This is a genomic window from Planococcus halotolerans, assembly GCF_003289955.1.
Classification (GTDB): Bacteria; Bacillota; Bacilli; order Bacillales_A; family Planococcaceae; genus Planococcus; species Planococcus halotolerans.
This window is the reverse complement of record NZ_QLZR01000004.1, coordinates 13044-37470: the sequence shown is the minus strand read 5'-3', so window position 1 is coordinate 37470 and position 24427 is coordinate 13044. Positions and strand designations below refer to the sequence as shown.

Sequence of the window (24427 nt, the reverse complement as noted above, 5' to 3'; positions counted from 1 at the left end):
TGGTCACACCTCTTTCAGCGCTAGACCGATGGCACGGTTGAAACGTCCGGAGACGCTGTCGCCATGTTCGGTAGTGATGGGTTTTAGAACAATCGGTGATACCGGAATTGAAAAGCGCCCTTCAAAACGGGCCTGGAATGTGTACCATTCTTCAAATTCGCCATTGCAGATGATTTTCGTTATTCCGCTCTCGCCTTCATTCATATTGTAGCGATAGAAATTGGCTAACTTCTCAGTTTCGGAAATGATGACGTCCATTAATGCGGATGAATCACCGCCAAGAGAATTAAATTCCGATAAATCGACCGGTCGCATAAATAAAGGAAAATGTTCATGGAAGATGGAGACTGTCATTTTAGAACCGTGCACATCGATAATCATAATATGGTCATCTTCTGAAATGTCATGCTGCAGATATGCCAAACGGTATAAGGCAAGCGGCGTGATATCCGCTACAACTGGCACCAGTTTTGAATCGCTGAATGCCCGCTCAAAATCATGGACGACCGATTCTTTCGAAGCGATGATGATCGCTTCGGGATTGTCCGATTCGGGATGGTAAGGTACCACATCGAAAACGGGATCTTCAAAAGGAAGATAAAGCGTCGAGCCGATTTCAATGAAGAAATGGCCCTTCAATTCATCAGCTGCAACGTCATCGGGGTAAGGTACTTTGCGGATAATAACAAATTCGTCAGGGGCGAGGAATCGGACTGACTTTTTGGTGAGACCCCACTGATTGACAGCCTTATCGAGTACCGAGCCAAGCTCGTCGAAATTTACAATTTTACCGTCTTCAATGACACCCGCCGGGAGTGGATACTCCTCGGCTAGGCTCAATTGAAGCGGATCGACCGATTTCAAATCGACATGGCGAATTGCATCTTCTTCTATTGTAATGGTCGCAACGCGCGTTTTTCTCGATAAAAACGATAAGGCCATTCGATCAGCTCCTAGAGATTATTTAATTTACAGTTACTACGACAGGGGTCCCTGCAGTTTGGTTTCTATCACTATTTTTCACAGCGTTAATATTTGCTCTTGTAGCGGTTGTGAAAACAATTTTCACATTACCAGCTACGCCAGTACCGCCTATAGAAGCAGGCGTCGTAGTAGTAGCTCTTGTAACAGAAGGTTCAGCGGCTCCAGCGGCTTCAAATGAACCTCCATTATCTAAATACTTTCCAGCTTTTAACTGAGTCATGGTCACTACAGTTCCTGTATTCCCATCAGTAAAATATAAATCAGCTGCTGCCATAACATTTATAGCATCTGATTTTACCGCTCCAACTCTACTATTCTCAATAATATTCCCAATCGCCGGAATCGCGATTGCTGCGATAATCGCCAAAATTACGATTACTGCCAAAAGCTCGATCAGCGTCATACCTTTTTCATTGCCCAATTTCTTTTTCAAAAATTTCTTCATTTCATTTCCTCCCTTTGTCCTAATTTTTTAGTACTTTATGAGTACATCTTTAGTATAGCAATAGCTGGAAATAACGCAACACATTTTTTCGATATTTTTACATTATTTTTAAATAATATAGTCAAAAACAAACTACATGTTGTCAATATTTTGAAACATTTCAAACATAGGTAGCATAATAGACATGACAATAGTCCCTACTAACGCCGCCAGAACAACAATCATCAGTGGTTCTATTAAAGCTTTAAGGCGATCGGTTTCCGCTTCCACTTCTTTCTCGTAGAAATCGGCTACTTTATCTAGCATATGGTCCAGTGATCCGGTCTGTTCTCCGATTAATATCATGTGTGGAATCAGCGGTGGAAACGCCCAGTGATTTTTCATGGGCTCAGTTAAGGAACCACCACGTTCAAGGTTATCTCTGGCAGCAAGAATCACTTTTGACATAACTGCGTTGCCCACAACTTTTTCAACCATCGTCAATGCCTGAAGAATCGGCACAGAACTGGAAAACAGTGAACTCAACGTTCTCGTCATACGTGCAAGTGCAGATTTTTTCAACATACGGCCGAAAATCGGCATTCTGAGGAGCAAAGTATCTAGTATCATTTTGCCCTGTTCATTCCGTTTCATCATCCAAATTGTTGCCGCAATTCCAAATCCAGCAAGAACAAGAAGATACCAGTATTGCTGGACAAGATCACTTGCCAACATTACTATCTGAGTAAGCATCGGCAATTCGCCGCCAAAGCCTTCGAACATTTCAGCGAACATCGGAACAATGGAAGATAAAAGGAAAATAACTACGCCTATTGCGAGCACTCCTACCACCAATGGATAAGACATTGCGGATTTAACTTTTTGTCTTGTCTGATACGCTTTATCGTAGTAAGTAGCAAGCCTATCAAGAGACTCATCAATATTCCCCGATAATTCTCCCGCTTTTATCAAGTTAATTGTCAGCGGTTCGAAAATTTTTGGATGCTTGCGGAGTGAATCCGACAGAGAATTTCCCTTCCGTAAATCTTCATCAATATTGACCAAAGTTTTGCGCAGCGCTTTCGATTCTACTTGTTGCGACAGAATCTTTACAGAATCGACAATCGTCACACCCGCTCGCATCAATGTTGAAAACTGGCGCAGGAACATAATGAACTGATCGCGTTTGACTGGATTCCCTATAACAATATCTTTTTGCAGCGCTGTAGCGGCGATTTCACGGATTTCGATAACTCGTACACCTTGATCGCGCAGCTGTTCAATCGCTTCACGGCGGTTGCCAGCGGTTACAACGCCGGCCCGTATTCGCTTGCGGTCTCTTCCTTCATATTTAAATCGCGCCATCTTACTCCTCTCCTTCCAGGAAAGGTTGAGCGATTTGTCTGGTTATCCTGCCTTGAGCCAAAAGTTCCTGGACGGAAGTCGACATCATATGCATACCGGCTGCCCGGTTGGTCAGGATTACGTTCGGTATCTGGTGAACTTTTTCTGTACGGATTAAGTTGGCGACTGCCGGATTTGAAATCAAGATTTCAGTTGCAGCGACTCGACCCTTGCCATCTGCTGTCGGCAATAACCGTTGAGCAACAACAGCTTTCAAAATACCGCCAAGCTGCGTCCGAATCTGAGATTGCTGTTCTGGCGGAAAGACGTCAATAATCCGCTCGATTGTTGTAGCGGCACTCGATGTATGCAGCGTACCCATAACCAAGTGACCCGTTTCAGCGGCGGTGATAGCGGTCATAATCGTTTCCAGGTCACGCATCTCACCGACCAGAATTACATCCGGATCCTGTCGAAGCGCTGCGCGTAATCCGTTGGCAAAACTGTTCGTATCGAATCCGACTTCGCGTTGATCGATAATCGATGTGCCGTGTCTATGAAGATACTCAATCGGATCCTCCAGCGTAATGATATGTTTCGTCATTTCTTCATTGATATGACGAATCATTGCCGCTAGCGTCGTTGATTTACCTGAACCAGTAGGGCCAGTTACCAGGATAAGTCCCTGATGAATTTCTGCCAGTTTCTTTAAAATCTGCGGCATTTTCAAATCATCGACTGTCGGAACCACGGTTGGAATCGCACGGAATGCGTGTGAAATCGAGCCGCGCTGATGGAAAGTGTTGACCCGGTAACGGCCGACTCCAGCAATTGCGTAGGAATAATCCATCTCTCCTTTTTCAAGGAACGTTTCCCATAACGATTCCGGCATGATAGCTTTGCCGATAGCTTCTGAATGATCAGGTGTGATAATTTCTTCTCCGTAACGGCGCAATGTGCCATGCATCCGGAAAACCGGTGGGATACCCGTGGTCAAATGGATATCGGAAACATTCAATTCCTTGGCTGCAGTCAAAACATTATCGATAAATGTTGTAGTAGTCAGCATAGTCTATTCTGCAATCGCAACGCGGAGTACTTCTTCCGTGCTGGTCATGCCCTCCTTCACTTTTAATAAGCCGTCGTCGATCAGGAAGATAGTTTTATTCTTCACTGCAATTTCGCGAATTTCTGCCGCTGTGCCGTTTCTGTTGATGATATTTTTCATCGCTTCGTCTACAACCAGCACTTCGTGAATCGCCATTCGGCCACGATATCCGGTCATATTACATTGCGGGCAGCCGGTGCCGCGGGCCACTACATCAATCGTTAAGCCGCGCTTAGCGAAAATTTCTTTCTCACGGACAGTAGCCGGTTCGACGGTACGGCAATCACGGCAAACTTTCCGGATTAAACGCTGCGCCACGACAGCATTCAATGAAGCCGTTACGAGGAACGGCTCGATGCCCATGTCCATAAGACGGGTAATCGAAGCAATCGAATCATTCGTGTGAATCGTGCTTAAAACCAAGTGACCTGTGAGCGATGCACGGATGGAAATATCCGCCGTTTCCTTGTCCCGGATTTCCCCTACCATGACGATGTCGGGATCCTGACGAAGAATAGAACGGAGACCTGCAGCAAATGTCAAACCGACATTCGAGTTTACCTGGATCTGATTGATGCCTTCCAGTTGATATTCAACCGGATCTTCAACCGTAATGATATTCACTTCTTCGCTGTTGAGTTTGTTCAATGCCGCATAAAGCGTCGATGATTTACCAGAACCGGTTGGACCAGAGATCAATACGATGCCGTTCGGCTTTTCGATTTCTCTCATGAAGCGTTCCATATTCGTATCGTTAAAGCCAAGTTTCGAGATATCGGTCAGGTTCGCGCTGAGATCGAGTATCCGCATAACGATTTTTTCACCGAAAACGGTCGGCAGTGAAGATACGCGGAGATCAATCGGCCGGAAGTCGACATTCGTTTTGATGCGTCCATCCTGCGGGATACGGTTTTCGGTGATATCCAGATTCGCCAGGATTTTAATCCGTGCTGTGACCATTTGCTGCATCGTTTTCGGCAAAGTGCGTTCCGTTCGGAGTGAACCATCTATGCGATAGCGCACCAGGACTTTATTTTCCTGGGGATCGAAATGGACGTCACTCGCTTTTTGCGACACGGCGTTGGAAAGAATCTGATTGACGAGGCGCACAATCGGCGCATCCAAATCATTCAGTTCTTCCTGCTGCTCTTTCGTCACTTCCGGCAATTCGTCCAGCAGGTCATCGTAGGATTCTTCGTCGTAATATTTCGCGATGGTCTTCATGATATCGTCTTTTGACGCGATCGCCGGTTCGATGTTGAAACCGGTTGTCAAACGCAAATCATCTATCGTAATGATATCCATCGGATCGGTCATCGCAATATATAATTTATCGTTCTCCCGTTTTAGCGGGACAAGCATCTTCCGCTTGGCGACTTCTTTGGGCACCATATTAAATAATTTCGGGTCAAATGGATAACGGTAAAGCGTAACGTGTGGGATGCCAAGCTGCACTTCCAGTGTTTCGATCAATTGCTGCTCGGTGATGATCCCTCTTTGCAAAAGAGCATCCCCGATTTTCTGGTCAGTTTGCTTGCCTTCAAGTACGCTGAGTAATTCTTCTTCGGTCAATAGGCCTTGTTCGATCAATAAATCGCCAAGTTTCTTTCTTCTGACTGCCAAAGTCCCACCCCCTTCATAACGGTTAAGGATCAATCTGATTTCCACCTTTATCATAATCTGGATCTTTCTCTTCATCATCCGGTATGCCGTCCAAATCGGTATCAATTACCGGATCAGTTGTTGGCGGTGTCGTCGGAGTTGGAATTACGATTGTGCCGTCCGGATTTTTTATTGTGCCATCAGGATGTGTTATCGTTCCGTCCGGATTCGTTATTGTGCCATCCGGGTTTGCCACAGGTGCCGGAGCTTCCGCTTTCGTCAGCGGATACACTTCGATGCGGTGTACTGGCGGATAGAAATCTGTTGAAACAGCTTCCACTTTCAGTTCCTTGCCGTCCGACTTGATAGCACGGGTTACTTCGACAATCACGCCGTCACTGCCTTCTTCTTCCACTACTCTCCCGGAAGATACGAATGCACTGAATTGGCGGATTAAGCGCGGCTCCAGTTCCTGCTCACTGCCGGTAAGAATTTCATACGTATTTACAAAAGGCATGCCCGCGATTTTTGTAGTTAAGCGCGAACCGTCCGCTGATAATTGCAGATTGAATGCACTGGCGTTTACATTCGTAAATACCAAATCGATTCCAAGATTCCGGTTGATGGCAGCTTCCTGTCCTAATGGAATCGAAGTCGGCACCGCTGCTCCTATGCTGCGTTCGTCGACCAGGAAATTCGTTTTTAATACGGAAGCGTAAATGGCAGAAGCGATTTCTGTTAGGTCTTCGTCTGTAACATCAGCAGGCTGCATTTCATTGATAAAATCAAGGAATGAAAATTGAGTACCCGCTTCTATTTTGTAATCGCTCAAAGCTTTGACGACTTCCTGTGCACCTGAGCTAGTGAAGGAATGGCTCCAAGACGTTTCAGAAACCGTTTCATAGCTGACACCCAAGGTGTCATCACTGATCGTCACACGGCTCATTGCCTGTCCTGATTGCAGTGCAAATTCCAGCTTTTCATTGATTAACGTAATGTCAGCTGCTGAAAAAACTGATACCGGAAATTGTCTTTCCAGGAATGTGCGCGTTGAATCTTCCGAAAGCTCGAAGACAAAATCATTCTGTGTGCCGGTCTGCGCGTTGGCCACCGTCTCATCCAATAAGATCTTCGCATTGTCCAAAGGATATGATGCAGTAACATCCTGGTAAGTGACCATCAGTTCGGCAGTCGAGCGCCATGATTCCACTTTTCCTGTGAACAGTAGGCGTGCATCGGTCAATTCCATGTTAGATACATCCGTCGTACCGATATATGTATTGCTCCCAAACTCCTGAGCCGGGAACAGCCATTTATCTGCAGCAAACGATCCGGCGTTGGCAACGCCGAAGACGAGAAAGGCGGAAGAAGTGATTGTCAGTAAAGTTTTTCCAAATACTTGATTATCCAACTTAACGCTCCTCCCCGCCCACACCGATTGTCTGCATGGCAAATGATTTCTTCTCTTGTGCTGGTTCATCGTAAAGCGATCTTTCTGCTTTTGCTGAAGTTGCAGTTTCTTCTATAGAACCTGTTTCCACATGAACAGTCTTTTGGCGCTTTTCTTTGCGTTCTTCAGCCATGCGCCGTTTTTCCGCTTTTTCCAATTCATCGATTTTCGCGTAAACAATCGCTCCGATCATTGAAATTGCGACTATCGCCAGTAACGGCACATAAAATGCTAATTCAAACAATTGAAGAAAAGCTGAAACGATTGCTGCTGCGACAATTGATCCTGCAATCAGCATTCTCTTTGGAAGAGGAGTCTCTTTAAACTGGAAGTAAGCAAGCGGCAGGATGATTGCCGCTGCTATGACGGTGATGAAGATTTGGATCATATGTGAATCCCCCTTTGTGTATCGTATCTTTTATGGATTGTAATCTACATCTAGTTCGAAATCTGGGTCAAGAGTATTTGGGATTGGAAGATCCGTCAATTCCTCTATCGTGTCAGTTAAACTTACTCCGCACGTGCTTAGAAAATTAGCATAAGTATCTCTTGGCTGTACATATAAGTCTGTACGCACTGTATCAACTACGTAATTGTTTCCCTCTTTTTTCATCAATTCAAAACTCTTATTTGCTGGATCACTAGTGTAATAAATGATGTATGAGCTGTTCTGGATAGTAATTTTCTTTGCCAATTCATCTAAATCACTTTTAGATATCCGATCAATATCTATGCAAAGCTTTGAGTTATTGAGTAATGAGAAGTTGTTCTTGACATACAGCCGTGCATTATCTCCAGTCGCGTTTCCGAGTACCAGTAAATTGGTATTGTCCACATTCTGAATATTGTTATCTGTATAAAGTTCTCTAAGAACAATTGTTTGTGTACTAATGGTCCCTGATAAGTTATTTATATTGTTCCCAATTGCAAAATAACCATCAATCACCAAATTTGCACTATCCATATTATTTAAGTTATTCTCTACCCCCGGTCCAGGAGGAACCACCACAGCAATACCTTCAAAATCTAGGGTATTGCAATTACTATCGCAAACATTATCTTCAAAATCAGATGCATATACACGAAAGTCTGCTGGATTCAAATTTGCATTCTTAATAAGTGCAATAAATTCACTCACCGTCTGATCCTCACCCAACGTGCATTCATTCAAACCTTCATGATTCCCAGCAGCAATACTAGCTAAAAGTTCTGCAGTGCATATAGTGCTCGGCCAAACTGGCGAAAAAACATTCTCATACGTTAAGTTCTCTTTGGCAATGGTCTTAACTATCAAAAGCTCCTGGCTATCTAAATAAGAGTCTGGCACTTTGACTTTAAAAATAGCGTTTAATTCTTTTGTTACTTCTTTTGAAGTTCCTGTCATTCCAAGATTCACGCGAATTGAAGCTGTATCACTATCATCAATTGCTGGTCCTCCTGCTGCATTCAACTTTTCATCACTGGCCGATACAATGGTATATTTTATTGGATCTCCGGAAAATGGAGAAACTTCGGTATTAGTTATGGAGTTAAGCTCATTCACTTTGTTAGTTACTAAATCTATATATAACTCTCGCATTTCTTTATTAAGTAAGTCAGTTCGAGCTAGAATTTCGGACTCTTCATCACATGCAGTAGTATGAGCACAAGCAATAATCTCATTAACTTTCTCTTGGGTCACTCTCCATAGTTCTTCTTCAATCAATTCCATTTCTTTTTGAAAATCAGTCGAAAAATACTTCACACCCATTTCAGCTGATGCAACTGCCTGGTTGGAAGTGTCTACTGTTTTTTCCTGCTTTGCATTACTTAAAGACCCTGCCATGAATGTTGCGGATAATCCTAGAAACAAAACAACCATCAATAAAACAATCAACAATGCATAACCATTTTGGTTTTTAATAAACTTCATCTTTTTTTACTCCCTTCAAATAATTAATTTGTAATTATTCTGGTTAAAGACGTTTTAACATTTACTGCTCTCGCAGTTTTAACGGGATCTGCTACATTCAAGATGAAGTTTACATGCTGTTTTTTGGGTTCTATTAAAGTTGTACTGCTCCAAGCTGAGAAATCCGTTCCATTGATACTTCCTGAGTAAAGATAGGAATTGTCAGTTATTCTCCTAAAAAGAGTATCGCATTCCACACTTCCATCATCTTTATCATTACAAGTTTTAATTTCTAAATTACCACCAACAAATTGAAGGTAATAATAATCATTCATTCTATGAGCTGCCGAGAGCTTTGAAATTACTAAATTAGCGTCCTGTTGCAACATCGTTTTGCTGGTTTCGGCTGCACCATGTTTCATGCCAATCGTTAAAGTAGTCCAGGCTGCCACCGCTATGATGGAAACCAAAGCCAGAGCTGCAACTAATTCTACGAGTGTGATGCCTCTTTGATTTAAGTTCATAAACCTCCACCAGCCTCCTATTTAATGTCGATCTCCTTGTAAGGAATGTATGAAAATGTTTCGCTGCTGACTCGGTAAGTTCCGCTTCCAGGTTGAGTTTCCATTAGAACTTTCAAGTGAACCTTATGCAGCTTAACCAAGTCGGTAGGTTCACAGCTGCCGGCTGCCGGTGGTGGTGGAAATGGTTCGCATTGAGTATAAACATCCGCAATGAAGAGGTAGTCTGCTGAACTTGTATTATAGAAGCGTTCATAATCAGCTGTTCCAGGATCTGCTGTATTTTTATTATAAGATAGACTGGACATGACAGTTTTCATGTTAATATCAGTTCCAGCAACGGGACCAATCGCCTGTAAAAAATCTGGATTTTCACCAAGAGAAGAATCATATTCCCTCACCCACAAAGTACCATCACTAATATTAGCCATCTCCTGCCTCGCCAAGTTCATGGTATCCAATTTTGCTTCCGTCTTTTCATTAAACAATGTCATCTGCGGGAAAATCGTCATGATGCCGACAAACAAGATACCCAGAATAACCAGTGCTGCCAATACTTCGACGAGCGTTAATCCTTTTTCATTGCTGCCTGAGCATTTCCTCATTCCCAACCCCCCATGTACTATATAATTGTTGAAATACTAATTATGGTAATTATGAATGTCTTATGTTGTGAATCCTAATAACTAACATTATTACACTTATATTCTTTTTCTGCACTATATTTTTGCATATTTTTCTGCATTTTTTCTTAAATATTTACCAATTATTTTTCCTATATAGTAAAAAAGACTGAAAACCGGTGTTAATTCCGGCTTCCAGTCTTATTTCGTGTAGGCTGCTACTTTATTGCGCCCCGCCTGTTTGGCTCCAATATATAGAGCGCGGTCGGCGTTGCGTATCATTGCCATGCCGTCGTCACTGTCATCCGGTGCGGATGACACGCCAATGCTCATGGTGATTTTGATAGGAATCGTGCTGCGGTCGGCATCCAGATCGCTTTGAATCATGAATTCGCGTTTTTCAATTTCCTTGCGGATGTTTTCTGCAAATAACAATGCAAGCTCTTTGCTGTAGTTCGGCAGCAGCACAACAAACTCTTCTCCGCCGTAACGGGCGATGGTTCCTTCTTTGCCAATAATCTCTGTCAGCAGGTTTGCCAGTGCTACCAGGATTTCATTGCCGCTTTGGTGGCCGTACTTATCATTGATCCCTTTAAAACGGTCAATATCCATCATGACTACTGACAGATTGCGCAGTTCGCCATTTTTGACTTTCGCCATGCTCTTTTCAAGCGCTTCGTCGAGGTAACGGTAATTATACAATTTCGTCAGGCCGCAGCGTTCACTTTTCGCGATGGCTTTTTGGATCAGTCCTGCTTTTTCCAGCGACACTGCAAAATAGGTGCTCAGGATATCCAGAATCTGCAGCTGGTGATGGACGAATGCGTGTTTACTTTTTGAACCAAGTACCAGCACACCTTCGATTCTATTGTTCCGGGAAATCGGTGTCGCCATCAGGCTTTCCGTATCGGCCGGCATATAACCGCTTGCTATTCCCTTCCACTGGGCTTTGCTGTCATAGATATAGGAATTGTTATTGACAATGGCATTGCCGGCAATCCCTTGATTGTACTTAACCGGTTCAACGTTCAACGGTTGGAATTCATTGTTCTCGAACATTCTCAGCATCAGGAGCTTGCCGTCCCGGTAATCAATTACATAGGCATAATCCGCCTGGAAAAGGTCGCTCACCTGAATGACGAATTGGTCTAGCACTTCATCTGATGAAAGACGGGCTGCCAGTTGATGGCCGATTTCCCCCGCTTTTTTCAAGTCGCTGTTTACTTTTTCCGAGTTATTATACATGCGCATAATGGCGGTCATCGTAAAGAACGGAATGCCGAGAAGCAGAAGTGCCGTCAAGCCGATATAGGTTTCAGAAATGTATAATGCGATAGCCAATGGAAACACCAGCAATGTAATGGAGAAATCCCAAATGGTATCGGTCGAGAAGAAATCTTTATGTTCTCCTAAGCTTCTGACATAAAAGTAAAGAATCATCTGATTGGAGACAACCGAAACAATTTGGAACAGTAAACCGTATGCTAAAATATGCAGCAAATCCAGTGATCCTATTTCACCGCCGGCAAGAAGAAAAGTCATCCCAGCTAACGTGGAAATACTAAAAAACATCATTGAATTGAATGGTATGCGGATAGTCAGGCTTTCGGATGTACGTAGACGCAATATGACAATCAACATCGTAATCTGGGATAGGATGACTTCAGCAAACAGGCCGAATTTCAGGAAGACGGCAACTGTCAGCCATTGCACCAGATAGGTCGGCACACCGTTAATATTCATTGGCAGGAGACAGGCAAGGATAAAGAAGGCCAGATATGCGGCGGCATCAACCGGAGATATGGCAGGCGGTGGATAATATTGATATATCAGGTAGAGTCCCGGTGGCACAATGAGAACCCAGAGTATCCAAAGGACTGCTTTTCTTTTCTGTAGATTATCCATAGCAACTTCTCCCCTACTAGGTTCTCTCTATTGCCAAAGAAATATGATTAATCGGGTCTGTAATGCTCAAACATCGAATAATTCCGTTTTCTCAGGATTGCTAAAAGGTAAAGCGAACCTGTGACTATTGTCACTTCATTTTTACTAGATACAGGTAATATATCATAATGATTTAGAATTGTCTTTATTTTACTACTACTTTTTGAAAATAAAATCTTAGCTGGTAACGCACGTTCATTTTCAAAATCCAAGAAGGTGAAATGATCGCTTACCGTTTCCAATTTCCGCAAGATCGCTTCATGATCTTTATCCTTCAACAAGCCCATAACTACGTGTATTGCGCGGTCTGGGTAGATTTCTCTCACCGTTTCGATCAATGCTTCAACACTCGCCTCATTATGTGCTCCGTCGAAAATTACATCTGGAAAGACTTCTTCAAAGCGATAGGAGATTGCCGCTTGAGATAAACCTTTTATTGCCATTTGTTCTTTAAATTGGTTTTTCAATATTTTTTCGGTTGCAACCCACGCTAAGCTGGCATTTGCTTTTTGGTGCTGGCCTTTTAATTTTAACGGGCCTTCATATAGGTCTTTAGACTTTAATATCTCCGATGACATGTCTTTAGCTATGGTACTGATTACCTTTTCGGCTTCTTCAGGAAGGTCTCCGATTGCTACTGGCTTCCCTTTTTTGATAATTCCAGCTTTATGCCAGGCAATTTCCGCGATTGTGCTCCCGAGGAAATTGGTGTGCTCCAAAGAAATGCTCGGTATCACGGAAATCAGTGGATCGATGACGTTCGTACTGTCAAAACGGCCGCCCATGCCGGCTTCGATGATGGTGAAATCCGGCTTTCTTCTATTAAATACAAGATAAGCTGCCGCCGTCAGTAATTCAAAATCGGTTAAGGGGGTCAGTATCTTGGACAATTGTTCAAATGCCGCATCAAAATCCTCTTCGTTCACTGGTTCCCGGTCGATTTGGATTTGGTCGTGCACATCTTCAATAGCCGGTGAAAAGAAATTGCCCACTGTCTTGCCATGCTGCATAAGTATAGCGGCGATGAACGCCGCTGTAGATCCTTTGCCGTTTGTGCCGGCGATATGTATAAAGTTTTGATTTTTATGCGGATTGCCCAATTCTGCAAGTGCCTGTTCAATTGCATCCAATCCCGCTTTAATGGATGTGTCGGATGCAATATGCCATTTATTTTTATAACGATCAAGTCCCGTAATCATCGAAAACCTCTTTTCTGCTCCTAAACATGATACAATTTTTTTATAAGTATAGCATGAAGGTGGAATGGAAATGTCCGTATGTTGGATCATTTATAATGGAAGTTTAATCTCCGAAAAATTTATTGACCAGGCAGAATTGGTTGCGGAAGCTGCTGAAAGAGCCGGTGTCGGAGCCCGCATCATGAAAAATAATGATGCCGTAATGGACCTGTCGGCGGATATGGATTTGCCCGATTTTGCGGTCATGCTCGACAAAGATATCCTCCTCGGATATTTCCTGAAAAGCCGAGGCGTCCCCGTCTATAACGATCCCGCAATCATCGACCTCTGTGACAATAAAGCCAAGCAATACATAGCACTTGCTTCTGCCGGACTGCCAATGCCGGCAACGATCATAGCACCGAAAGTCTACCCCGCCTTCTCCATCCGTAAATCGGGTTATTTTGAGAAAGTGCTCGAGCGCTTCGGCCTGCCGATGATCATCAAAGAAGGTCACGGCTCGTTCGGCATGAAAGTCTATCTGATTGAAACGGAAGAACAATTTTATGAAAAAGTGGAAGCGCTCCGCGGCATCGATTTCGTCTTTCAGGAATTCGTGGAATCGAGCCGTGGCCGGGACATCCGAGTCAATATTGTCGGCGGTGAAATCGTCGCTGCCATGTACCGTGAATCGAAAACCGATTTCCGCGCCAACATCACAAATGGCGGCGAAGCTTCCCCCATCGAATTGACGGAACAGCAAAAAGTCATCGCCATTGCAGCCGCCCGTGCCACAGGAGCCATATTCGCCGGCGTGGATTTATTGTTCGATATCGACGAACAGCCGCTTGTCTGTGAAGTGAATGCCGCAGCCCATATCCGCAATATCTTAAACGTCACAGGCATCAACGTCGCGGACGCCATGATCGCCTATATACTGGAGGACGTGCGATGATCCTATTGTACGAAACCCTGGACGCGAAGCGCAATGAAGCTTTTATCCTGGAACTGCAGCGATTTGCAGAGTTCGAATTGGTCTGCTGGGACGCTTGGGACGAAGCTGGGTTAGATGTCCTGGTTGCGAAATTTAAAGACCAGACAGTGCTGTTCCGCTGCAGGCGTCCCGTTGCAGCAAGAATTTTAGAAGACCGAGGCGTCCGTATTGTAAACCGCGCGGAAGTGAACCGGATCGCCAATAATAAATGGCTGTCCCATCAATTATTTCAGCTGCTCGGCGTGCCATCCATACCGACATTCCGCGAACCGCAGGAATTTCCGTGTGTCGCTAAGACTGTCGACGGCCACGGCGGGCAGGAAGTTGAGATTGTGGAGTCGGCTGAAGCATTGCCTGCTTTTGCTTCAGAAGTGATTTTCCAGCCAGTCGTTTCACATACAGCTGATGTCCGCGTGTATATCATCGGTGATGAAGTAGTCGGTGCGGTTAAGCGCAGCTCGGACTCTTCCTTCAAAAAAAACTTTTCACTCGGCGCCGAAGTAGAACGGTTTGCATTAAACTCCATTCAAGAACTTCAAGTGTTGAAAATAGCCCGTGCTGTTAAAGCCGACTATATCGGAATCGACTTTCTTTTGCTGGAAGATGGCCGCCACCTCTTCAATGAAATCGAAGACCCAGTCGGCGCCCGCTCCTTCTACCAGACGCATGAGGAAAATATAGCTGAATTGCTGGTACGGCATATTGAGAAGAAGTATACCTGACATCAATCTTCTTTTCTAGAGCGCGAGGGCTTGGTTTGAAGAACATTCGCCTCGGCGAATGTTCCTGGGATGGTTGCCGCTGCGCGGGAACCATCCGATCCGTCCGGGTTTTCCCCGGAAAGGTGCTCGAATTGCTTGTCTGGGACCGAGAGAAGTGAGTGGAATTTCCAGTTTATTGGATATACTGTCCGTTACAGGTGCAATACTGTCCGTTATGCATCAAAAACTGTCCATTAGAGGTTGAATACTGTCCATTAAGCTTCACTTACTGTCCATTACGTTTTTTAAGATGTAGTTTTATAAATAAAGGAGCTTATATTCGCTAGTCTGAGCTCAAATCTCAAATTGTATTTCCAATATTTGGACTTACTTTCCAAATCACTTAAAATACTTTCTATTTGCACCTAAATACTTTCCAAATCAGCCTGATTACTTTCCAATTTGGCTGAAATACTTTCTATTTTAATACTTGTTGAAATTAGAATTTATTTTAGTTAATATTTCCAGCTAGCAATCTAAGTGATCTGACTCTTCTGTCCACAAATCTACTAACTTTTAAGCAATTTTAAAAACCCCAATCAACTTCTATAAATTAAGAAGTTGATCGGGGTTTTTTTTATTACTATCTCTTTTATTACTGAGAAATCTCCAAAGATATGGAGTTAAACAGCGAAGAGTTGGTCGAAGCCAGCGAGAGCAACTCTTTGCGACGAAGTAGCGTAGCGATGCAGGAGCACCTATTTTCGCATACTTGTTTAGCGGAATATCTGTTACTTAAAGATTCTTCAATTCCTCAATGCGCTTCTCAACCGTCGCGTGTTTCTCCAGATAGTCCGCTTCTTTCGCGCGTTCCTCTGCAACAACCGCTTCCGGCGCTTTCGAAACAAAGCGTTCGTTCGACAGTTTCCCTTGAACAAGCTTAACTTCCTTCGCCCATTTCTCAAGCTCTTTATTCAAACGCGCAAGCTCTGCATCGATATCGATCAGGCCTTCCAGCGGCATGAACAATTCAGCGCCGGATACTACAGCCGACATGGATTTTTCAGGAGCTTCGATATTCTGCCCAATCGTCAATGTTTCCGGGTTGCAGAAACGTTCGATGTAAGCGGAGTTCGCTTCAAGCACTCGATGCGTTTCCGCGTCTTTCGCTGAAATCGTCAATGGCACTTTCTTGCTCATCGGCGACTGAACTTCAGCGCGGATTGTCCGTACGGATTTAATTACATCCACCAACAGTTTCATGCTCGACGACTGGCTTTGGTCAGACAATGACTCATCCACTTTCGGCCACTCGGCAATAGTGATTGACTCGCCTTGCGTCGGCAGGTTCTGCCAGATTTCTTCCGTGATGAATGGCATTAATGGATGCAATAAACGCATCGTGTTGTCGAGTACATAAGCAAGAACGGAACGCGTCATCCGCTTCGCGTCTTCATCTTCCCCGTATAACGGCAATTTCGCCATCTCGATGTACCAGTCACAGAAATCATCCCAGATGAAGTTATAAAGCAGGCGGCCCACTTCACCGAACTCATAGCGTTCAGCAAGCGACGTCACTTGTTCAATTGTTTCATTGAGACGAGTCAGGATCCATGAATCGGCTACAGATTTTTTGCCGCTGAGATCGATTTGCTCGTATGTCATGCCTTCCATGTTCATCAATGCAAATCGGGAAGCATTCCAGATTTTATTGGCAAAGTTCCAAACGCTCTCTACTTTCTCCATCGAGAAGCGAAGGTCCTGGCCGGGCGATGAAGCTGTTGCCAGGAAATAGCGCAGTGAATCGGCGCCGTATTGCTCGATGACATCCATTGGGTCAACGCCGTTGCCGAGTGATTTCGACATCTTGCGCCCTTCGGCATCACGGACAAGACCGTGGATCAGTACATCGTCAAACGGTTTTTCTTCTGTGAATTCCAACGCTTGGAAGATCATGCGTGATACCCAGAAATTGATGATATCGTAGCCCGTAACGAGCACGTCTGTCGGATAGTATTTCTTCAGCTCATCATTTTCTTCCGGCCAGCCAAGCGTCGAGAACGGCCATAACGCTGATGAGAACCACGTATCCAGAACGTCTTCGTCCTGCGTCCAGTTTTCAGCGTCTTCCGGCGCCTCGTGTCCTACATAGATTTCACCGGTTTCATTGTGATACCAGGCAGGAATCTGATGGCCCCACCATAATTGGCGTGAAATACACCAATCGCGGATGTTTTCCATCCAGTGCAGATACGTTTTCTCAAAACGTTCCGGCACGAAATTGACGCCGTTTTCGTCTTTCTGCAGATCCACCGATTTCTGTGCCAGCGGCTTCATGTCAACGAACCATTGCGTCGACAGATAGGGCTCAACAACTGCCCCGCTGCGTTCTGAATGCCCAACGGAATGCAAATGCTCTTCAATTTTGAATAAAACATCCATGTCCTGTAGGTCTTTAACAATTTGCTTGCGGCATTCGAAGCGGTCCATGCCTTCGTACTTGCCGGCGTTTTCATTCATTGTGCCATCTTCATGCATAATCAATACGCGTTCAAGATTATGGCGATTGCCGATTTCAAAGTCATTCGGGTCATGAGCCGGTGTAATCTTCACCGCGCCGCTTCCGAATTCCATGTCGACATAATCATCCGCCACAATTTCCATTTCGCGCCCGATGATCGGCAGTGTTACGGTTTTCCCGATCAAATGCTTGTAGCGCTCATCTTTCGGGTGAACCGCCACCGCTGTATCGCCGAGCATCGTTTCTGGACGAGTCGTCGCGATTTCAATGTGCCCGCTGCCGTCTGTCAACGGGTAGCGCATATGGTAGAATCCGCCCTGTACATCTTTATAGATAACTTCAATATCCGAAATCGCAGTTTTTGTCGCCGGATCCCAGTTGATGATGTATTTGCCGCGGTAGATCAATTTTTTCTCGTATAATTTAACAAATACTTCACGAACCGCTTTCGACAAGCCATCGTCCAATGTAAAACGTTCGCGTGAATAATCAAGGCCAAGACCGAGTTTCGACCATTGCTGGCGGATATGCCCCGCATATTCTTCTTTCCATTTCCATGATTCCTCAAGAAAAGTTTCACGTCCAAGATCATAACGTGATTTCCCTTCTTCTTTCAGCTTGCCTTCAACTTTCGCCTGTGTCGCGATGCCGGCGTGGTCCATGCCCGGCAGCCATAGAGCATCGTATCCCTGCATGCGCTTCATGCGCGTCAGAATGTCCTGCAGCGTCGTATCCCAGGCGTGGCCAAGGTGCAGCTTGCCTGTTACGTTCGGCGGCGGAATCACGATTGTATACGGCGTTTTACTGCTTTCGGGTTTTGCTTCAAAATACTTGTTGTCAATCCACCAATCATAACGCCCTTTTTCAATCGATTGTGGATCATACTTGGTCGACATCTGTTCTGTCATAGAGATTCCTCCTCTTCTAGTCGCTGCGGGTTTTATTGCCATAGCGCTTGGTTTTGATGGGTTGAAGCACCTTCTTGAGCTTAAAAAAGGGTACAAAAAAACTCCTGTCGTCTCTACTTAAAGGACGAAGGAGTTTTCGCGGTACCACCTTTATACACAGGCAGAAAAAAGCCTGGCTCTCAAGTTCGATAACGGATTCGCATCCGGGTTCCGCTACTCGTGTTCACGGAATCTGCTCGGAGGTGACATTCAAATGCTGGTCCATGAAAACCTCTCACCACTCGGTTTCCTCTCTGAAATGCACGCACATTCTACTATCCTCTTCAACGCATCAGTATCTGATTAAATCCATTGTACTCAATTTCCTGTTTTAGCGTCAAGTTTTTTCAGCACATACGCCACTGCAGGCGCCGCAAGCAATAAAATAAAGAACAGGCGGAACAGATGGAAACTTGTGATGAGTGCAACATCCGCACCGGCAGCGAGCGCCGTAATCCCCATCTCGGCCATACCGCCGGGTGCCGCACTCAGGAAGAAATCGAGGAACAGGTATTCCGGAAGAAGCGCGGATAAGATATAAGCAATCAAAACCGTGAACGCGATGAGCAAAACGTTATTGACCACAATCGCAAACGCCAGCCTCATGCTCATATTCTCCCGCAGTTTCTCCATCTGCAGGCCGAGATGCGCACCGACGAGCAGCTGGGCCAGGATTGTGAGAAGCGGCGGCATCTCGATAAGTGTGGCGCCGGTGAATGACTGGACGATAGCCATGACGAGTACGGGTGCCAATAGCTCTTTTGCGGGGAATGAAAAACGCTTCATTAACAAATAAAAGATGATGCCGAGAATGATGGCGGCTGTAAATGCTATGGGTGAAAAGGAGACGGCGGGAGTCTCCGCAATTTTGGATGCTTCCCTGCCGGCCAAGAAAGTTGTCAGCAGCGGCACAATTGTCACCACCAGGAAAATCCGGAACGTCTGCATCACCGACACGACGGTGACGTTGGCGTTATTGACTTCTTCCGAAATCAGCACCATCTGCGATAAGCCGCCCGGCATCGACCCTAGCAGACTCGACTGCAGCGATTCGTTGGCCATCTTGCTGAACAAGAGTCCGAATAATAATGCGGCGATTATAACAGACACCGTCATAAACAGCATATACGGCAAATCCACCCACATCAGCAGCACCGACTCACGCGTAAACGATGCCCCGATCATGACGCCCAGTAAAATTAATCCGACCGTGCGGAATATACGCGGCCAATAAAATTCCATCTCCGTAACCTGCCGAAGCACTAACAGCGCAATCATCGGTCCGAGCAGCCACGGCAAAAACATGCCGATTTGCTGAAAAATAAAGCCGGCAACAACCGCAACCAGCGCTGTACGCAATAATTTCAAAACTAACTCTACCTTCTTTCGCAATATAGCCTATCTCTATATCCTAACAGATAAATTGCGGGCGGTGAAAAATTCTATGAGCACTTTTTGGGGTTCTATGATCACTTATTCGATTCTATGATCACTTATTCGATTCTATGATCATTCAGGAGATTCTATGATCACTCATTGGGGTTCTATGATCACTCGCTACTCTTTTCTCCCCATTCATAAAAAAAGAGCAGCCAGATCCACCGGCTGCTCCCTCCTCTCCGCACTTTCGGACGAAGTCCTGTAATCGGCCCTTTCCTTACATGGCAAAACCTGATTACAAGCTTTTCGCTGGCGAAAAGCGAAAGTGCTGACTTCAAAATGGCTGTAGGATATTCTATGATCACTCAGAGGATTCTATGATCACTCAGCCGATTCTATGATCACTCAAATGATTCTATGATCACTCAAACGTTTCTATGATCTCTCCGGAGATTCTATGATCACTCGCTACTTTTTACTCCCTATTCATGAAAAAAGAGCAGCCAGATCCACCGGCTGCTCCCTCCTCTCCGCACTTTCGGACGAAGTCCTGTAATCTGCCCTTTCCTTACATGGTAAAACCCGATTACAAGCTTTTCGCAGGCGAAAAGCGACAAAACCGAGATTTAGCTACGATACTACCGGTATTCTGACTCTATGCATTATTTAAAAGTACCAAACAAATAATACTCATACCATAATGAAAAATAACCAGAGATATGGAGCAAAACAGCGAAGACTCCTGCGGCTCTGCGACACGACCGATACACCGCAGGGAGCGCAGCGGACGAGGAGGATTGGGCGGGAGCCCGCTGGAAAGAGTAGCTGTTTGGCAGAATATCGACTTTTAAGCATAGTTTATCCACAAACAAAAACAGCCGGAGAACGTTCTCCGGCTGTCTCTCACTTCTATTAACGTGCCAGTTTTGCAAAGACGTTGTGGAATGCTTCCACTGTTTTGGCGATATGCTCTTCTGTATGAGCTGTCGACAGGAACATGCCTTCAAACTGGGACGGCGGCAGGAAGATGCCTTCTTCTGCCATCAATTTATAATAATCTGCGAACAGGTCCAGATCGGATGTTTTCGCTGATTCGAAATCAACCACTTCTTCGTTTGTGAAGAAGAAACCGATCATCGAGCCCGCACGGTTTACTGTGTGCGGAATATTGTATTTCTCTGCGGCTTCACGGAAACCTTTTTCAAGCTGGTCGCCGCGTTCGATGAATGTCGTGTAGCTGTCTTCAGACAAACGTGACAATGTTTCGTAGCCTGCACGCATTGCGAGCGGGTTACCTGACAGCGTACCTGCCTGGTAAATTGAACCGCTTGGTGCAACCTGCTGCATGATTTCACGGCGTCCGCCGAATGCACCGACCGGAAGTCCGCCGCCGATAACTTTGCCGAGGCAAGTCATGTCAGGCGTCACGCCGTAATAGCCCTGTGCACAATTATATCCGACACGGAAACCGGTCATGACTTCATCAAAGATAAGAACAGTACCGTTTTCAGTCGTCAGGTTGCGCAGTTCCTGAAGGAAGCCTTCGTTTGGCGGAACAACGCCCATATTGCCGGCAACCGGTTCAACGATTACCGCTGCAAGATCGTCGCCGAACTCTTTGAATGCGTGGCGTACACTTTCCAAATCGTTATAAGGAACAGTGATCGTGTTCTGTGCAATTGACGCTGGCACTCCCGGTGAATCCGGAAGACCCAGTGTCGCAACGCCGGAACCTGCTTTGATCAACAGGCTGTCGCCGTGGCCGTGATAGCATCCTTCGAATTTAAGGATTTTATTGCGTCCTGTAAAGCCGCGTGCCACACGCAATGCGCTCATCGTCGCTTCCGTACCGGAAGACACCATGCGCACCATTTCGATGGAAGGAACACGGTCCATTACAAGTTTCGCCATTTCATTTTCAAGGACAGTTGGAGCTCCGAATGAAGTGCCGAGTTCCGCTGTCTCTTTGATTGCTGCAACTACGTCCGGTTGTGCGTGCCCCAGAATAAGCGGACCCCAAGATAAGACATAATCAATATACGTATTGCCGTCGATATCCGTGATTGTGGCGCCGCTGCCGGAAGCCATGAAAATCGGATCCATATTTACGGATTTGAATGCTCGGACAGGTGAGTTAACACCGCCCGGCATCAAGCCTTTCGCTTCATCAAATGCTGCTGTAGATTTTTCGTATGCCATTTATTTCCCCTCCAGCCAGCGTACCGCGTCTTTCGCGTGATACGTCATGATAATATCAGCTCCAGCACGCTTCATGCTGAGCAATGTTTCAAGGACGATCTTCTCTTCGTCGACCCATCCGTTCAAAGCCGCGGCTTTGACCATGGCGTATTCGCCGGAAACGTTATAAGCAACGATTGGCAAATTGAAGTTGTCGCGAACTTCACGGACAACGTCCAAATACGACAATGCCGGTTTGACCATCAGGTAATCGGCTCCTTCTTCCACATCTGAAGCGGCTTCACGTAGCGCTTCGAGGCGGTTGGCAGGGTCCATCTGATAGGTTTTGCGGTCACCGAATTGGGGCGTTGAGTGAGCAGCTTCGCGGAATGGGCCATAATAGGCCGACGCATATTTCACTGCATAGCTCATAATCGGAATGTTCTGGAATCCAGCCTGGTCCAGCCCGTAGCGGATTGCTGCCACAAAACCGTCCATCATGTTCGATGGAGCGATGATGTCCGCTCCCGCTTTCGCCTGGGATACAGCTGTGCGTGCCAACAGGTCGAGCGACTCGTCATTCAAAATGACGCCGTCTTCGATAACGCCGCAATGGCCGTGGTCTGTATACTGGCAAAGGCATGTATCAGCGATGACCAGCAATTCCGGATGGCGTTCTTTCGCGAAACGGATGGCTTCCTGTGTGATGGCGTGGTCATGATAAGCTTCGGAACCGACAGCATCCTTGTCGTTCGGCACACCGAACAGGATGACTGAAGGTATCCCCAAATCGACGACTTCGTCCAATTCTTCACCTAGGCGGTCCATTGAAAAATGATAGACGCCAGGCATTGACGAAATCTCCTGTTTGACGTTTTCGCCTTCGACGACGAAAATCGGGTAGATGAAATCTTCTTTATAAAGTCCAGTTTCACGCACCATGGCACGAATATTCGCGGATCCGCGCAATCTCCGGTGGCGGTTGAATTTCAAGTCTTTCATTGTTTACATCTTCCTTTCGCTATTTCATTGACGACGTCCAAATACGTATAGGTGGCGGGGATAAAATCGATATGCCCGCCTGCATCCTTGATCGCCTTTTCGGTTACGTGGCCGATTGCCGCAACCTCTATATCCCTCCAATCCCCTCCCGCTTTCCGGTAAGCCGAAACAGCTGAGGGGCTGGCAAAGATAATCGTTTGTTGTTTCATTTGGGATAATGCTTTTGCATTTTCCAATTTCAGTTCTGTGTCGTAAATGACCCATTCATCCACCGGCAAAGGCATGTTCGCAATGGTGTTTTTAGCCAAAGCACCTTTGATGAATAAACATTTCTGGCCGTCCGCCGCAGCTGGGAACTCCTCGACAAAACGGTCGGCACTGTAAACGCTCGGAATAAAATCCACACGATAACCGTTGTTCTGAAGAACTTCCGCCGTTTTTTCACCGACAGCCGCAATGTGCGGTACATCGTCCGCATGCAGCTGGCAAAATGCTTCCGCACTTGTGCGGCTCGTGAAAATGAGCCAGCTGTAATCAGTGAAATCCGGTTTATCCGTCTGGCGGATCGAAGTTTCTATAAGCGGCAGGTAAATGGCCTGGCCTCCGAGCTCTTCGACTTTACCGGCAGCTTCTTCCGGAAAGTTTGAACCTGTAAAAACGATTGTTTTTCCTTCGAGCGATTTTTCGTTGTTACACATTGCTCTCAGCAATGACACGCTGGATCAGGTCATAGCCGCCTTGTTCGCTGATTTTATCAGCAACGATGCGCCCTGCTTCAATCGGATCTTTACTTGTTGCTGTTTCTTTATAGACCTGGTCAGCTTCCGGTGAGGAAATCAATCCTGTAAACGTGATTTCACCTTCAGTGACAGTCGCATAGCCCGCAATCGGAACCTGGCAGCTGCCGTTCATATCTTTCAGGAATTTACGTTCCGCGTTAACCGCAAGCATCGTTTCTTCATCATTGATTTTCGCAAGTTCTGAGAGTAATTCCATGTCGTCTTCACGGCATTCAATCGCCAAAGCACCCTGGCCGATCGCCGGGAGACATTCTTCGATGCTAAGGAATTCAGTAACGATATCGTCTTTCCAGCCCATGCGTTTCAAGCCGGCAGCCGCCAAAATGATGGCGTCGAATTCACCGGATTCCAATTTTCCTAGGCGGGTATCGATGTTGCCGCGGATCCACTGGATATCCAGATCCGGACGTATCAACAATAACTGCGAACTGCGGCGCAGGCTGCTTGTTCCGACTTTCGCGCCAACTGGCAGATCCATGAATTTCACGTGGCCATTGGCAATAAAAGCATCACGCGGATCTTCGCGTTCCGGCACACAGCCGATGACGAACCCTTCAGGAAGGACCGATGGCATATCTTTCATGCTGTGTACGGCAAAATCGATTTCTTTGTTAAATAGCGCCTGTTCGATTTCTTTTACGAATAAACCTTTGCCTCCGACTTTCGAAAGGGTTACGTCCACAATGCGGTCGCCTTTAGTGACGATTTCTTTTATTTCAAATTCAAAAGGGGCTCCTGCCGCCTTCAATTTATCGATGAACTGATTTGTCTGCGTTAAAGCAAGCTTACTTCTTCTAGATCCTACAACGATTTTTCTCAAATGAATCCTACCTTT

20 protein-coding genes and 1 other annotated feature are annotated in these 24427 nt (G+C 45.7%); of the genes, 2 read left to right on the top strand and 18 right to left on the bottom strand.

What is annotated here, in order from left to right:
- Positions 1-3: 3 nt before the first annotated feature.
- The 12 genes from pilM to DP120_RS10930 form a co-directional block, all read right to left on the bottom strand.
- Positions 4-942, bottom strand: a complete 939-nt coding sequence (gene pilM, locus DP120_RS10985) for a type IV pilus biogenesis protein PilM (protein WP_112223732.1) — start codon at positions 940-942, stop codon at positions 4-6.
- A gap of 22 nt (positions 943-964) precedes the next feature.
- Positions 965-1429: a prepilin-type N-terminal cleavage/methylation domain-containing protein gene (locus DP120_RS10980; RefSeq protein WP_112223731.1), complete on the bottom strand. Its 465-nt coding sequence runs from the start codon at positions 1427-1429 to the stop codon at positions 965-967.
- 132 nt (positions 1430-1561) lie between these two features.
- Positions 1562-2773 (bottom strand): type II secretion system F family protein, encoded by a 1212-nt coding sequence (locus DP120_RS10975; protein ID WP_112223730.1) that lies wholly within the window; start codon positions 2771-2773, stop codon positions 1562-1564.
- A 1-nt stretch (position 2774) separates the two neighbouring features.
- Positions 2775-3821 carry a type IV pilus twitching motility protein PilT gene (locus DP120_RS10970; protein ID WP_112223729.1) on the bottom strand — a complete coding sequence of 349 codons (1047 nt, stop codon included), beginning with the start codon at positions 3819-3821 and terminating at the stop codon, positions 2775-2777.
- 3 nt (positions 3822-3824) lie between these two features.
- A complete protein-coding gene (locus DP120_RS10965) occupies positions 3825-5483 on the bottom strand; it encodes a GspE/PulE family protein (RefSeq protein WP_205854541.1) in 1659 nt (552 codons plus the stop codon).
- Between the two features lie 22 nt (positions 5484-5505).
- Positions 5506-6873, bottom strand: coding sequence for a VanW family protein (locus DP120_RS10960; protein WP_165843784.1), 1368 nt, complete (start codon positions 6871-6873; stop codon positions 5506-5508).
- A gap of 1 nt (position 6874) precedes the next feature.
- Positions 6875-7300, bottom strand: coding sequence for a hypothetical protein (locus tag DP120_RS10955; RefSeq protein ID WP_112223726.1), 426 nt, complete (start codon positions 7298-7300; stop codon positions 6875-6877).
- Between the two features lie 30 nt (positions 7301-7330).
- Positions 7331-8824, bottom strand: a complete 1494-nt coding sequence (locus DP120_RS10950; protein ID WP_112223725.1) for a hypothetical protein — start codon at positions 8822-8824, stop codon at positions 7331-7333.
- 23 nt (positions 8825-8847) lie between these two features.
- Entirely contained in the window at positions 8848-9327 is a 480-nt protein-coding gene (locus tag DP120_RS10945) for a PilW family protein (protein ID WP_112223724.1), read from the bottom strand.
- Between the two features lie 17 nt (positions 9328-9344).
- Positions 9345-9929 carry a PulJ/GspJ family protein gene (locus DP120_RS10940; protein ID WP_112223723.1) on the bottom strand — a complete coding sequence of 195 codons (585 nt, stop codon included), beginning with the start codon at positions 9927-9929 and terminating at the stop codon, positions 9345-9347.
- Between the two features lie 219 nt (positions 9930-10148).
- Positions 10149-11852 (bottom strand): sensor domain-containing diguanylate cyclase, encoded by a 1704-nt coding sequence (locus DP120_RS10935; RefSeq protein ID WP_112223722.1) that lies wholly within the window; start codon positions 11850-11852, stop codon positions 10149-10151.
- A gap of 47 nt (positions 11853-11899) precedes the next feature.
- Positions 11900-13090, bottom strand: a complete 1191-nt coding sequence (locus DP120_RS10930) for a bifunctional folylpolyglutamate synthase/dihydrofolate synthase (protein ID WP_112223721.1) — start codon at positions 13088-13090, stop codon at positions 11900-11902.
- Positions 13091-13160: 70 nt separating this feature from the next.
- On the opposite strand from DP120_RS10930, the gene DP120_RS10925 reads away from it, so the two are divergent.
- Both DP120_RS10925 and DP120_RS10920 read left to right on the top strand, forming a co-directional pair.
- A complete protein-coding gene (locus DP120_RS10925) occupies positions 13161-14024 on the top strand; it encodes an ATP-grasp domain-containing protein (RefSeq protein ID WP_112223720.1) in 864 nt (287 codons plus the stop codon).
- Positions 14021-14785, top strand: a complete 765-nt coding sequence (locus DP120_RS10920; protein WP_112223719.1) for an ATP-grasp domain-containing protein — start codon at positions 14021-14023, stop codon at positions 14783-14785. Before DP120_RS10925 ends, DP120_RS10920 begins: the two co-directional genes overlap by 4 nt.
- Positions 14786-15559: 774 nt before the next feature.
- Here the strand turns inward: DP120_RS10920 and DP120_RS10915 are convergent.
- From DP120_RS10915 to hemC, 6 genes are all read right to left on the bottom strand, one after another.
- Positions 15560-18193 carry a valine--tRNA ligase gene (locus DP120_RS10915; protein ID WP_112223718.1) on the bottom strand — a complete coding sequence of 878 codons (2634 nt, stop codon included), beginning with the start codon at positions 18191-18193 and terminating at the stop codon, positions 15560-15562.
- 117 nt (positions 18194-18310) lie between these two features.
- Positions 18311-18529: a binding site (T-box leader), on the bottom strand.
- 21 nt (positions 18530-18550) lie between these two features.
- Positions 18551-19600 (bottom strand): AbrB family transcriptional regulator, encoded by a 1050-nt coding sequence (locus DP120_RS10910; RefSeq protein ID WP_240612008.1) that lies wholly within the window; start codon positions 19598-19600, stop codon positions 18551-18553.
- 924 nt (positions 19601-20524) lie between these two features.
- Positions 20525-21811 (bottom strand): glutamate-1-semialdehyde 2,1-aminomutase, encoded by a 1287-nt coding sequence (gene hemL, locus DP120_RS10905; protein WP_112223716.1) that lies wholly within the window; start codon positions 21809-21811, stop codon positions 20525-20527.
- A complete protein-coding gene (gene hemB / locus DP120_RS10900; RefSeq protein WP_112223715.1) occupies positions 21812-22792 on the bottom strand; it encodes a porphobilinogen synthase in 981 nt (326 codons plus the stop codon).
- Entirely contained in the window at positions 22789-23508 is a 720-nt protein-coding gene (locus DP120_RS10895) for a uroporphyrinogen-III synthase (protein ID WP_240612007.1), read from the bottom strand. Before DP120_RS10895 ends, hemB begins: the two co-directional genes overlap by 4 nt.
- Complete coding sequence (hemC, locus tag DP120_RS10890) at positions 23483-24412, bottom strand: hydroxymethylbilane synthase (RefSeq protein ID WP_112223713.1); 930 nt, start codon at positions 24410-24412, stop codon at positions 23483-23485. Before hemC ends, DP120_RS10895 begins: the two co-directional genes overlap by 26 nt.
- Positions 24413-24427 lie beyond the last annotated feature (15 nt).